This window comes from Hymenobacter negativus (assembly GCF_016056375.1).
Taxonomy (GTDB): domain Bacteria; phylum Bacteroidota; class Bacteroidia; order Cytophagales; family Hymenobacteraceae; genus Hymenobacter; species Hymenobacter negativus_A.
Genome location: NZ_JAEDAE010000001.1, coordinates 715,791 through 728,208 on the forward strand (window position 1 = coordinate 715,791; position 12,418 = coordinate 728,208).

Annotated in this window: 9 protein-coding genes; 2 read left to right on the forward strand and 7 right to left on the reverse strand. The window is 61.7% G+C overall.

Translation table 11 applies throughout. From position 1 onward, the window contains the following. Window positions 1–122: 122 nt before the first annotated feature. The 5 genes from I7X13_RS03130 to I7X13_RS03150 all read right to left on the reverse strand — a co-directional run bounded on the left by I7X13_RS03130 (window position 123) and on the right by I7X13_RS03150 (window position 6,766). Entirely contained in the window at window positions 123–1,301 is a 1,179-nt protein-coding gene (locus I7X13_RS03130; RefSeq protein WP_198074313.1) for an ImmA/IrrE family metallo-endopeptidase, read from the reverse strand. Window positions 1,302–1,359: 58 nt separating this feature from the next. Continuing rightward, a complete protein-coding gene (locus I7X13_RS03135) occupies window positions 1,360–2,448 on the reverse strand; it encodes an ATP-binding protein (RefSeq protein WP_198074314.1) in 1,089 nt (362 codons plus the stop codon). 118 nt (window positions 2,449–2,566) lie between these two features. Further along, complete coding sequence (locus I7X13_RS03140; RefSeq protein ID WP_198074315.1) at window positions 2,567–5,722, reverse strand: DUF5691 domain-containing protein; 3,156 nt, start codon at window positions 5,720–5,722, stop codon at window positions 2,567–2,569. Window positions 5,723–5,785: 63 nt separating this feature from the next. Beyond that, window positions 5,786–6,145, reverse strand: coding sequence for a hypothetical protein (locus I7X13_RS03145; RefSeq protein WP_198074316.1), 360 nt, complete (start codon window positions 6,143–6,145; stop codon window positions 5,786–5,788). Between the two features lie 15 nt (window positions 6,146–6,160). Next, window positions 6,161–6,766, reverse strand: a complete 606-nt coding sequence (locus I7X13_RS03150; RefSeq protein WP_198074317.1) for a hypothetical protein — start codon at window positions 6,764–6,766, stop codon at window positions 6,161–6,163. 16 nt (window positions 6,767–6,782) lie between these two features. Here I7X13_RS03150 and I7X13_RS03155 point away from each other — a divergent pair, with 16 nt between their 5' ends. Continuing rightward, window positions 6,783–7,247, forward strand: coding sequence for a hypothetical protein (locus I7X13_RS03155; protein WP_198068312.1), 465 nt, complete (start codon window positions 6,783–6,785; stop codon window positions 7,245–7,247). A gap of 77 nt (window positions 7,248–7,324) precedes the next feature. Further along, window positions 7,325–10,954 carry a DEAD/DEAH box helicase gene (locus tag I7X13_RS03160; protein ID WP_198074319.1) on the forward strand — a complete coding sequence of 1,210 codons (3,630 nt, stop codon included), beginning with the start codon at window positions 7,325–7,327 and terminating at the stop codon, window positions 10,952–10,954. A 32-nt stretch (window positions 10,955–10,986) separates the two neighbouring features. Here the strand turns inward: I7X13_RS03160 and I7X13_RS03165 are convergent, their stop codons facing one another. Together I7X13_RS03165 and I7X13_RS03170 are read right to left on the reverse strand one after the other, a co-directional pair. Then, window positions 10,987–11,907: an FKBP-type peptidyl-prolyl cis-trans isomerase gene (locus tag I7X13_RS03165; protein WP_198074320.1), complete on the reverse strand. Its 921-nt coding sequence runs from the start codon at window positions 11,905–11,907 to the stop codon at window positions 10,987–10,989. Between the two features lie 54 nt (window positions 11,908–11,961). Beyond that, window positions 11,962–12,393, reverse strand: a complete 432-nt coding sequence (locus I7X13_RS03170) for a ribosomal maturation YjgA family protein (protein ID WP_198074321.1) — start codon at window positions 12,391–12,393, stop codon at window positions 11,962–11,964. Between the last annotated feature and the right edge of the window lie 25 nt (window positions 12,394–12,418).

Consider the following 12,418-nt stretch of genomic DNA (forward strand, 5'->3'; position numbering starts at 1 on the left):
TGTTTTTGCAAAAGGCTTGTGCTGCGGCCAATGGGAAAAACTATCCTCTTCTTGTAAGAATATTACCACGATTGATGACCCATCCAAAAAAAGGATTAGAAGTGATAAAAACACCTAACGATTTAAGACGATAAATTATTGAGCTTTTGCTTACGCCAAAATAGAGCGCTAAATACGTAACAGTAGGTTGCATAATCTCGGCGGTTAACTGGCTGGTTGTCTCTAAAAATGAATCCTCGGTTATGGTTAATGCCGATATGCATTTGATATGAAATCAACCGTACTCGAATAGAATTTTCTGGCATTAGAAGCATTGATGCAAAGACGTTGGCTTGCCATTCAATCCATTGCTTAGGATTCACCAGTCTGTATCTGCCTATTGAAGTATCAAAGGAAGAATCTTCAAAATTTTGGTATGTCTGCTGATTTATTTTGAGGTTGCTATGAAGTATAAAGTGACCGATTTCATGCGCTAACACGAAAGCAAAACGAGGGGTGTCTACTATATTAGGCTCTATATAAATTACTTTCTCTTCCAAATCGATATTGCCTAGTATTCGATTGAAATTCACGTCTAGGCCTAACGATGTGCTGGTATTTAATTGCAGCCCAAATTTTTTAGATAAAAAATCCATGAATCTATCCAAATCCAGTGGCATGCATTTTTGTAATTCTGCGGGTTCGTACTCGATTAGTAAATTATTAGCAAGTTCTTGAATCCTGACAGGTGTTAAATGTTGTAAACCGTACACTTTTTCGTTGTCAGGTACGAATAGATTTAGGAAAAATAACTGCATCTTGCCCGTGATATCAATTTCGAACGACCTTTCGTTTCGGGGCGTATTAACATCTGGCAGTAGGCTAATTCTACGGTCGATTCTTTGTAGAACAATGTTATATCCTTCGGCATTAGTTTCAATTAGCATCATGCCATTTGCCCGCGCCACACTGAATGCACCAGATTGAAATGTGCTGTCTGTTATCAGTACACCTTTAACATTTAGGCCAGCAACTTGACGGATTTTACTCTCAAATTCCTCAACATCATTTACTGGAACTCTGCTTGAGTAACTTTTGCACTCTATAATCCATAGGTATGCATAGGTTTCAGCGTTGGGAAGCCATACTTCAATGGTCAAATCAAAGATAATATTCTCTCCTCGTTTTTGAGAAAAGTATCCTTTCTTCTTGAATAGCTTTGCTGCACTAGGCAAAATGCCTAGTTCACCCTTTTGAATTGCTGATTCAATTAATTGATGCGATTTTTCCTCGAAAGCATCTCCCTTAGATACGGTATTCATTATGTTAGCTTCTGAAAATAAATATACGCTATAAATACTGTATTCGATTCTATAAAACTTACTCTATCACCTCCCGGCAGGCGCGGTACAAATCCTTCCAGCCCTCGCGCTCCTTGGCCACGGTTTCGAGGTATTCAAGCCACACCACGCGGTCGGGGGCGGGGTCTTTGATGACGGCCCCCATCAGGCCGGCGGCCAGGTCGTGGGCGCGCAGGGTGCCGTCGCCGAAGTAGGCAGCCAGGGCCAGGCCAGAGTTCATCACCGAGATGGCCTCGCCGGTGCTCAGCGTGCCGCTGGGGCTCTTGAGCTTGGTTTTGCCGTTGTCCGTCACGCCCTGGCGCATCTCGCGGAAGATGGTGACGAGGCGGCTGATTTGCTCCAGCGCGGGTGCTTCGACGGGCAGCTGCAGGGCCTGGCCCTGCTTGGCCACGCGGGTTTGCACGATGTGCACTTCCTCGGCCAGGGTGGCGGGCAGGGGCAGCACCACGGCGTTGAAACGGCGGCGCAGGGCGCTGCTGAGCTCGTTCACGCCGCGGTCGCGGTCGTTGGCCGTGGCGATGACGTTGAAACCCTGCCGGGCCTGGATTTCGGTGCTCAGCTCGGGGATGGGCAGCACCTTTTCGGAGAGCATGGTGAGCAGGGTGTCCTGCACATCGGACGGAATGCGCGTCAGCTCTTCGATGCGCACGAGCTGGCCGGTTTCCATGCCTTTGTAGAGCGGACTGGGTACCAGCGCGCTCATAGAGGGCCCTTCGGCGAGCAGGCGGGCGTAGTTCCAGGAGTAGCGCAGGCTGTCCTCGGCGGTGCCGGCAGTGCCCTGCACCAGCAGGTTGGTGTGCCCGCTGATGGCGGCGGTGAGGTGCTCGCTCACCCAGCTTTTGGCCGTGCCGGGCACGCCGAGCAACAGCAGGGCGCGGTCGGTGGCCAGGGTGGCGACGGCAATTTCCATCAGCCGCCGCTGGCCGATGTATTTGGGCTCGATTTCGAAGCCGTTATCGAGCTTCCCGCCCAGCAGATACGTCACTACGGCCCACGGCGAGAGGTGCCAGCCCGGCGGTTTGGGGCGGTCGTTGTCCGCGGCTTTCAGCGCGGCCAGTTCTTCGGCGTACAAGTCTTCGGCGTGGGGGCGGAGTAGAGTGGGTGTCATGGTTTATTGGGATTGTAGAGACGCAATGTTTTGCGTCTTGTCATTGCTGATGTTGTTCTGACTGCACAGAATGGAATGGTTCGGGCCGTTCAACGACGAGACGCAAAATATTGCGTCTCTACTCATTCAGCGACTGTTCCAAATCGGCCTGGAAGCGCAGGGTATCGACAAACGTATGGATTTGGGGCAGAAAAACGGCGTGCACCTGCTCGATGGCCTCTACCTGCTGAATGGCCCAGGCGGCATCGGCCGGCGCTAGGCTGGGGGCTACGGTTTGGGGCAGCAGCCAGGCCAACTGTCGCAGGTTGTAGGGCGGGGCGTTGAATTCGTAGAGCACGGCCGTTTTGGTGAGCTGCCGGACAATGGTTTCGAGTACGGCGGCGCTGAGGGCACGGGGCCAGGGCGCGGGCACGAAATCCAGGCCCAGCGCCCAGTCGTCCTGCTGGCGGCGCACCCGCTCGATGGTGGGCGTGAGCAGGAGCGTGCGTTGCTCGGCAGCAGGCAGGAGGGCAGCCAGCCGGCCCCAGTCGATGCCGCGGGCGCAATTGGCTTTTTCCAGAGCGGGCAATTCCTCCTGCCACAGCTGCAGGAAGGCGCTGGCAAAAGCGGCGTCGCGGTGCAGCAGGGTGCTGTGTGCCCAGCTGGGCAGCAGCGGCAGCGGCCATTCGGAGGCCAGCGCTGCCGCGAGCAGCTCGCCGGGCGTGAGGCCCAGGTGAGCGGTCCAGCGCCGGGGCGGTAGCAGCCCCACCAGGTTGCCAAGGCGGCCGGCGGCCGGACCCAGCGTGGTTTGGTTGCCGGCCGTGGTGCTGATGCGGTACTCGAAGCGCCCGTTTTTTTCTTCAATGCCATCAAGCAGCCAGGATTTGTCCCAGGCGGTGGGCAGGGTAATTTCAAGCGTGGGCTTGCCCAGGCCCAGCAGCTTGCGTTTGGCCGTGATGAGTGGCGCGGCGCGGACCCACAACCGCTCAGTAAGGGCGGCGCCGGGCAGTTGCACCAGCAGCTCCGTTGCCAGGCGGCGCACATCCTGCCCCCGGGCTTTGAGCAAGCCTTCGAGCACGGGCTCAGCGTCGGGGCGCAGGTGCCGGGCCAGAATATCAAGCAGGGCTTCCTGGATTTTGGCTGGCTCGGTGGGCAGGGCGGCCAGGAGCAGGGCGCGGGCTTCGTCCGGCGCCTGGCCAAAACGCTCCGTGAGCCAAGCCAGCCGCTGGGGCGTCGTGCCGGTTTCCCAAATACTGACACCGGTATCTGCATGGGCAATGGCTGCCGTTTTATCAGCCAGCTTGGCCCATTCCGGGTTCAGCGAAGCCATCCAGTGGCCGCGCGCGCCTAGCACCGGCCCCAGCACGGCCCGCGTTTCGGCCGAGCGAGCGGCGTGGCGCAGCAAGGGCACCAGTAGGGCCGGCGGCACCAGCAGGTCGCGGCCAGCCAGGCGGATGAGGTAGTCGGGTAGCAGCTCCAGGTGCAGGGAGTTGACCAGCATCTGGTGCAGGTGGCTGGTGCCTTTGGGGCCGACGGTCGGGAGCAGCTCGGGCGGCGCGGGTGCGAAAAGTGGCCCCGTGGCGGCGGGCGGGCGGTAGCCGGCTTTTTGCATCAGGGCCAGCGTGCCGGCCGCTAGTAACAGCTGCTGTTCGGGCGTTTCGGCAGCAGTCGGGAAAGTGGGAATGAACTCACCACTCTGGCGTGTTCCGAGCAGGGCCACGCGCAGGAGTTGAGCCGTATCCGGCTGCGGCCGGGGAGACGCCCCGTTTCTTTCAGCACCCTCCGGTCCCATTTCCATTGGATAGGATAAGTCGGCTGATTCCTGGGCTGCACGGGTGGGCACTTCCCCTTCCTGTGAAAGGGAGCCAGGAGAAGAAGCGAACGGTGAGACGCTGGAAACCCAGCTGCTCAGCGGCCTGAAAGCCAGCCCGTCCCACTCACCAAAGAGCGAAATCGGCTGGCCACCGCTTTCGGCCAGCAGCTGCCAGCCATAATTTTCATCAACCAGGCGCAGCGGCAAAACTCCGGCCTCCGTGGCGTGGTGCAGCAGCCAGCGGCCGTCGGGCAGCGGCGTGGGCAGCACCTGCGTGAGTGTAGCGGGCCATTCGCGCAGCCAGGGCTGGTGGGCGAGGGCATCGGAATAGTCGTTCAACAGCTGGCTGATGGACTGACCGGCAGGTACCACGCCGGCGGGTACCGTGCCATCGAACCGGACATTGACCGGCGCGGCCCGTAGCGGCAGCAGGCCGGGGTAAAAAGCTAGTTCGCCCAGATAAGCGCCGTGCGGAATAAAGGGTGTGCTGAAGGGCTGGCCACCAAAGGCAAACTCCAGCACCAGCGCCGTTTGGCCGGTGTTGCGGCCGTGCAGCCAGGTGCGGCGGGCCGTCAGGCGGTCCTCATCCCAGCGGAACTGGCCCAGCACGCGCCAGGAATCAGTTACGGGGGTGGCGATGGCGAGCAGGTCCTCTTTTTTCAGGTTGATGCCGACTTGTTGGAGTATATCGGCCCGTGTCTCCGGGGCGAGGTTGGGAAGGTTCTGGAAGGCGCGGGTTAGCAAGTACAGTTCGCCCAGGCGGCCCAGCAGGCGCGCGGGCCAGTCGGCGTGGGCGTGGGGCAGAGTGGCCAGCTCGCGCACCGTAGCGGCCAGGCCCGGTAGTTGGTTATCGACCAGCCGGGCGGCCTGGCTTTCCCAAAACGTAAGTGGCTGCTTGTCGAGCGAAGCCAAGCCGGCGCGCATCAGGTCTTCGAACCAGGCCACGAGGTCTTCGGCCCCGGCGGCCATGCGGGCCAGGCGCTTGGGGGCAACGGCAGGCGTGGCCTCAACGGGCTTCCCGGCGGCCTCGCCATCCGGCAATACTTCCGGATAAGCAGCGCCCGGAGTGTCGGCATTAGCAAGCTGTTTCGCCGATACGACAGGTGCTTTGGCCGCATTAGCAGCGGGTTTTTCTGCCTTTTTCTCCTGTGCTTGTTGGCGCTTTTCCAGCCACTCTTCCAGCCAGGCGGGCGGGGTGTTGCCGCCAAAAAGCTCCGGCTGGCGAGCCATGAGCAGCAGCAGGCCCGCGCCGTGCTTGCAGGGGAACACGCGGCTGGGGCAGCTGCATTTAAAAGCTGGTTCCGCCAGGTCGATGCCCGTGCGGTAGGGCTTGCTGCCGCTGCCGGCACAGTCGCCCCAGGCGGCAGTATCGGTGCGGCCCAGATTGGCCCATTTGGCGGGTTTCAGCAGCTCCTGGCCTCGTTTGAGGGTGCCGGGGTCGGTGATGAGGGCGAGGGCCTGGGCTTCGGAGTAGGAAATCATGCGGGGCAGGGCAAGTCCTAAAAGTAACGGGGATTTTGAGGCATTGCTGCCTTAAATCCGGCTTCACGCAAAGAAGTCGTCCGGGTCGGCCTGACTAAGGTACTTGCGCAGCAGCGCCAGCGAACCAAAATACGGCAACACGCAGGCCAGAAACTGGTCGGCCAGGGCCGGGCTGCTGGCGTAGGCCACAAACGTCTGGCCGCTTTCGGTGAACTCTATCTCATCGAGCAGCGCGGGGCAGTGCTCTTCCACAATGGTTTCGAGGTGCTCGGCCCAGGAAGCCGGCGTGCCGCCGAAGCCGAAGTGCTGAAACAGCGCGTAGTAGTCCTCCAGCCCGCCCACATCGGCAAAAATCACCAGCTGGTATTCGGGCGAAATAGGGGGTGGGGCGGGGGCGAGCTGAAACGGAAAGGTGGCCAACATGCCTCGAAAGTACGCCTACTTGCGTCGCCGCAGTGCCACTACCAGCCCTACGCATAGCACGGCCAGGCCTGCAATCAGGGCATCGCGCACGAAATGGCCCTGCTTGGCTTCGGCCACTTCGGCTTCGAGGTCGCGCTGGTGGGCCAGCTGCTGCTTTTCGCGCTGGCGCAGGTTTTCGGCTTCGTTGGTGAGTTCGGAAAGGCGCTGGGCCGTGAGGTTGCGGTCGTCGCGCGAGCTGGTTTCGAGGTGGGTGGTGGTGGCCGCCAGGCGGGCCGAGGTGGTAGTTGCCGCCTGGGCGGTGCGGTTGAGCACGTCCACAATCTGCTGGTCCTTGTCCACGATGCCTTGCAGGGCATCCACCACTTCCTGCAAGTCTTTTTTGGATGGCTTGTTGCCGAACAGGCTGTGGCGCTGGGCGCTGGCTTCGCGGTAGCGGTCGGTCAGGGCTTTGCGCTCGGCCAGCAGGCCGGGCAGGGGCGAATCGGGGCTCACAGCCGGCGTCTGGGCGGCTGTGGCCACGCTCAACATAAGGCCGCCGCCGAGTGCCAGGGTGCGAAACAATTGGCGGCGGGTGGTTATTTGCAAACTGTCAACCCAGGAAAACAACACGGAAGTACGCATGAAGGGAATTCGACTAATGAAAAAAGGCAGCCTCGTATTGCTCGGGGCGCTGAGCGTGTGGAGCTGCGAAACGGCCCGGCCGAAAACACCGCCCACTTACGGCGGTGCGGCATCGGAAGGCCTCTACGAAAAAGGCGGCAGCGGCGTGCTGCCTTTCCTCATTCAGGAAACCAGCACCGACCCCACTTACGGCTTTACGGAAACCAACCCTGTGCGAGTTGGCGGCGGCAAAGAAGCTGGCGTGCGCAACCAGCAGCGCTACCTCAATGCCCTGCTCGGACCCAAAGGCCAATTAATTGCCTACCAGCACGAAGGCAACTGCTGTTCCTTCAAAATTGAAGGCGGCGGGGTTGATAACCAAGGCCAGCTCGACGTGTACACCATCGCCTGGAAAGGGCAGAAGGAGCCAATGAAGCTATACCTCAACATGTACGAAGAAGGCCCGCTGGCCGCCCCTGTGGGCCTGAGCGCGGCCCGCTAACCCGGCCGGCAGCGGGCCGGTTGAAATTAGAAAACCGTTACTTTTATAAGTCCGGCTGCTATTTCTCTACCTGTTCGATGCCCACTCGCTACTACTCCCGCCTTGCCGCGCTGGCCGCTGACCCCGCCGCCGCACCCGCCGACCAGCTCCCCAAGCTGCGCAAGCTGCTCGAAGCCGTACTGCGCGACGACTGCAAGGCCCGGGAGGCCCCGTTTATCGACCTCAACCAGGCAATCGGCCAGGCCGCTTACACCCACGAGCTGCCCGCCGCCCTGCGCCAACAGCTGCAGGCCCTGCGCCTGGCCGCCAACCTGGTGGTGCACGAAAGCTACGCCGGCACCCGCGCCGAAGCCGCCCAGGGCTTCGCGGCGGTGGCGGCCCTGGTGCTGCACCTCACCGGCGCGGCCTATGCCGGCCCCGCGCTGCCCCAGCCACTTGTCGAAGCCGCCGCGCCCACCGAACCGGCGGAAATTGCCATTGATGCCGGTGCCCATATTCCCGAAGCCGCCGCCAGCACCACCTGGCGCGTGCGGGTGCTGCACGCTGACTTGGCCACCGGCGCGCTTACCGTTGAGATGGGCGCGCCCGCCGATGGTCGCCCCGCCGGCCCCTTTGCGTTGGTGTTGCCGGCGGCGTATGAAAACGTGCTGCCGCTGGCCGCTGCGCTGCACCCTACGCTGCACCTCATCGGGCCGGTGCTGCTGGCCGATGGCAGCGTGCGCGCACGCCGCGTGGTGCTGGAGCCCGACTACCTCATCAGCGTGACAACCATTGCCGAGTGCGCCCAGCGCGACGGCACCATCCCTGAATGGGCGCTGCTGAATGCCTTTTTGCCCGATGACATTTCGCGCCCGCTGGTGCTCGGAAACCTGGTGAACCTGCTGCTGGACGAGGAAGTGAGCCACGCCGGCCGGCAGGAAGAATTGAAATCACAGCGGGAAGCCACCAAAAAACGGCAGCAACTGGAACGGCTGGCGAAGCTGGCCGGCCACGTAGTTGCCTCTGCTGATACGGGAGCTGACGAGACCGAAGAAGCCCCAGACAGCGAGCAGCTGACCGCCAAAGAATTCGACCTCGAAACCTTCTTCAAGGGCCGGCTTTTCCGTTCGGCGCCGCTTTCGCTCAGCACGCTGCCCGAGTTTCAGACCCGCACCGGCGTGCCCGAACTCCTGAACGACTTGCGCCGCCACCACCGCACCCTGCGCGAAACCCGCGCCCTGGGTTTCGTGGCGGCTAGCCGCACCGGCTACCAGCAGGAGCCCCTGCGCCTGGCCGACTGCTTCCTCGAACCTACCTTTCTTTCGGCCACCTACGGCTTGCAGGGCCGGCTCGATTTGCTGCACGAAAGCAGCACCGGCTACGACCTCATTGAGCTCAAAAGCTCGACTAAAGTGCCTCATGCCGAGCCCTGGACCAACCACGCCGCGCAGGCCCAGCTCTACCGCCTGCTGCTCGAATCGGTGTTTGGGGCCGATGGCGAAACCGCCGGCCGGGGCCGCACCAGCATTTTGTATTCCAACGCGGCCAGCGGCCAACCCGCCGTGCGCCGCGTCGACCAGGACCAGGATTTGATTGACCGGCTGCTTTCGGCCCGCAACCAGCTCGTGGGCACCGAGTTGCAATTGGCCCGCGCCACCGGCCCCCGCCAGACGGCCCACCTGCTGGCCCCCGTGCTGCAACCCAACCTCACGGCCCTGCCACCCTTCGGCAAAGCCAAGGCCGAAAAAGTAGCCAACGCCTGGGCCGCCGCCGACCCCGTGGAGCGCGCCTACTGCCTGGAACTGGCCCGCTTCGCAGCCCGCGAAATGCGGCTCACCCTGCTCGGCGACGAAGCCCGTCCCGGCGATGCCGGTGGCCAGGCCGGCCTCTGGCTGCTGCCCCAGGCCCGCAAATACCAGAATTTCAGTTTGCTCGATGACCTAGAACTCATCGAAGACCACAGCGGCGCGCCCGACGACGCCCGCAACGGCCTTGGCCCGCACCTCATTTTCCGGCGTCCGGCCGGTGGCCGCGAAGTCAACTTCCGCGCCGGCGATACGCTCATTCTCTACCCGCGGCGCCGCAATACCCGCGAAACTGCTGCAGCTTCAGCTCCTGGAGAAACGGCTGGAAACTCACTCAGTCACTCCGCTGCTCAGTCGCTCAGTGTGCTGGACGCGCAGGTAGTAAAAGTCGTCCTCGCCGAAGACCTCGGGGCCGATGGCCGCGTGGTGCTCAGCGTGCGCAACCGCCGCATGGCCCCGCGCTACCTGCTGGGCCACTCGCACTGGGCCCTGGAGCCCGATACCTACGACACCTTCCGGCGCGAGTGGGCCGGCCTCTCGTCCTTCCTCGGCCTGAGCCCCGAGCGTCGCAAGCGCCTGCTGGCCCGCACCGGCCCGCGCGAGCCCGAGGGCTGGAACCCGGCCGCCGCACCCGCCACCACGGCCCCCGAAGTGGTGGCCCGCGCCTTGGCCGCGCCCGATTGGTTCGTACTCTGCGGCCCGCCCGGCACTGGCAAAACCCGCAGCGTACTGCGCGAGCTGGCCGTAAATCTCTACAAACAGGACAAACAGGTACTGCTGGCCGCTTACACCAACCGCGCCGTAGACGAAATCTGCGAGCAGTTGGTAGAAGCCAAACTGCCCTTCATCCGGGTGGGCTCGCGCCTGGGCACGTCGCCGCAATACAGGCCCTACCTGCTCGATGCCATGATTGCCGACTGCGCCAGCCGCCAGACCGTGCGCGCCCGCCTCACCGGCACGCCGTTCTACGTGGGCACGGTGGCCAGCCTGCTGGGCAAGCCCGAGCTGTTCATGCTCAAACAGTTTGATGTGGCCGTGGTGGACGAAGCCAGCCAGGTGCTGGAATCGCCGATGCTGGCGCTGCTGGCCAAGGTGAAAAAGTTCATCCTCATCGGCGACCACCGCCAGCTGCCCGCCGTGGTGGCCCAGGAGCCCGAAACCAGCGCCGTAGCCCCCGAAGTGGCCGATTTGCTCCGCGAGAACCTCGGCCTCACCAACCTGCGCAACTCCTACTTCGAGCGCCTGTTCCGGCGGGCAGAAGCGCATTGGCCCCACGCCCACGGCACCCTCGCCGACCAGTACCGCATGCACCAGGAACTGGCCGTGCTCGTCAACCAAGAATTTTACCAGGGTCAGCTGCGCTGCCCGCTGCCCTGGCAGGCGGCCCCGCTCGACCGCGCCGCCTGGCCCGCGGCGGCCGATGATTTCACGGCCGCACTGCGCCGCCAACGGGTGGTTTTTGTGCCCACCCAGCGCCAGCCCGAGGATTTGTCCATGAAGGAATCGGCGCAGGAAGCCGAGCTGGCAGCCCGGGCTGCTGCCTACGTGGCCCAGGGTTTCGGCCCCGCTTTCAACCCCGAAACCACCCTCGGCGTCATTGCCAGCTACCGCAATCAGGCGGCCCGCATCCGCGCCCGGCTGGCCCAGCTGGCCCGCGAGCTGAGTTTACCCGCACTGGCCCAGGTCAGCGTCGATACCGTAGAGCGCTACCAGGGCAGCCAGCGCGAGGTCATCATCGTGAGCTTTTGCTGCCACCACGAGCACCAGCTGGAACTCATGGTGTCGCCCGATGAAACCGGGCAGGTCGACCGTAAGCTCAACGTGGCCCTTACCCGCGCCCGCCAGCAGCTGGTGCTGCTCGGCAACGTGGAAATGCTGAGCCGCGCCCCCCACCACGCGGCCTTGCTGGCCCGGGTGCGGTAGCGCCGCTCCGCGTTATTGGCTGATAAACTGTTCTACTTTATATCCACCACTTCTACCTCGAAGCGCAGGGCCGAATTGGGAGTGATGCCGCCGGAAGAACCCTGCACGCCATAAGCCAGCGCCGAAGGCAGCATCAGCTCGGCCTTGTCGCCTTTGTGCATCAGGGCAATGCCTTCTTCGAAGCCCGTAATGAGCTGGCCGCGGCCAAACGTGAAGCTTATCGGTGCATTGTTGTGCAGGGAAGAGGCATCGAACACGGTGCCGGTCGCATCAAATAAGTGCCCGGTGTAGAGCACCGTTACCGTATTCCCGATGGCCGGCCGCACGGCGCTGGCATTGGTGGTTACGGGCAGAAAGTACAGCCCGGAGGCTTGTTTCTGAGCCGTGGTAATGCTTTTGGTGCCCAGGTAAGTCGTAATCAGGTTGTCATCATACGTTGGCACGTCCACTACTTCCACCTCGAAGCGCAGCACCGAATTGGCCGGAATGCTGCCCACCGCCTTCGTGCCGTAGCCCAGCGCGGAAGGCAGCAGGAATTCGGCCTTATCCCCCACGTGCATCAGCGAAACCCCTTCGTCGAAGCCCGCAATTATTTGGTTCGCCCCCGGCACGAAGGTCAACAGCGGGTTGGTGTGCTTGGCGGAAGCATCGAACACCGTGCCGGCCGCATCCAGCAAATGGCCGGTGTAGAGCACCGCTACCGAAGTGCCGGCAGTCACTTTAGGCGCATTGGCGTTTGTTCTGACCGGAATGAACTGTAAGCCGGATGGCTGCTTCTGAGACGTGGTAATGTTGTTGGCCGCCAGATAATTCGTAATAGTTTCCTGGTCAACCGCGCTGTAGTCCGCTATTTCGGGGTCGTCCTTCTTGCAGGCGGTGGTAAACAGGCCAGCGGAGGCCAGCAGGGTCAGCAGAAACAAGCGCGTGAGCGCGGCGGAAAAATAAGATTTCATAGGCTGGATTTTGGAGTAAAAATAGGGCATTGTGGCCGGCAGAACATGAATTTGCTATCCGGCGTTCGCGGTTTTCCCCTGGTCAAGCGCGCTTGTCCCGAAAATCTTCCTCGAGCGGATTGCGCCCAAACCTGCCTCAATGCCCAGCACCAGCCCAATGCCCAGCGTGTAGGCCAGCATATCAACCCACTCAAACCGGCTACCCAGCACAATGCGCGCCACCCGCGAATGCTGCCAGCCCAGCCAGCTCAACAGGTGTACATATTGCAAGGCCTCAATCAGATAAGCCGTGAGCAATACGCCGAGGGCCACTTTCACCGGGGCTGTCTTCAGCAAGCCCAGGGCAAGGCAATAGAGGAAGATAGTGGCCAGAAAATCGCCGGCGTAGGGCCTAATAATTTTATCGTGTACGAAAAGGGCGATGAATACTTCCAGCAGAAATAATAAGCTGGCCGCCAGTAAATACCGTTTGCGAATCCGAATCATGCGACGATTAAAGCCCGGCGTGGGT

Coding starts and splice junctions, on each gene's coding strand:
- I7X13_RS03155 (WP_198068312.1), top strand. CDS start 6,783: ATGAAAAAAGGCAGCCTCGTATTGCTCGGGGCGCTGAGCGTGTGGAGC.
- I7X13_RS03130 (WP_198074313.1), bottom strand. CDS start 1,301: ATGAATACCGTATCTAAGGGAGATGCTTTCGAGGAAAAATCGCATCAA.
- I7X13_RS03160 (WP_198074319.1), top strand. CDS start 7,325: ATGCCCACTCGCTACTACTCCCGCCTTGCCGCGCTGGCCGCTGACCCC.
- I7X13_RS03145 (WP_198074316.1), bottom strand. CDS start 6,145: ATGTTGGCCACCTTTCCGTTTCAGCTCGCCCCCGCCCCACCCCCTATT.
- I7X13_RS03135 (WP_198074314.1), bottom strand. CDS start 2,448: ATGACACCCACTCTACTCCGCCCCCACGCCGAAGACTTGTACGCCGAA.
- I7X13_RS03170 (WP_198074321.1), bottom strand. CDS start 12,393: ATGATTCGGATTCGCAAACGGTATTTACTGGCGGCCAGCTTATTATTT.
- I7X13_RS03150 (WP_198074317.1), bottom strand. CDS start 6,766: ATGCGTACTTCCGTGTTGTTTTCCTGGGTTGACAGTTTGCAAATAACC.
- I7X13_RS03140 (WP_198074315.1), bottom strand. CDS start 5,722: ATGATTTCCTACTCCGAAGCCCAGGCCCTCGCCCTCATCACCGACCCC.
- I7X13_RS03165 (WP_198074320.1), bottom strand. CDS start 11,907: ATGAAATCTTATTTTTCCGCCGCGCTCACGCGCTTGTTTCTGCTGACC.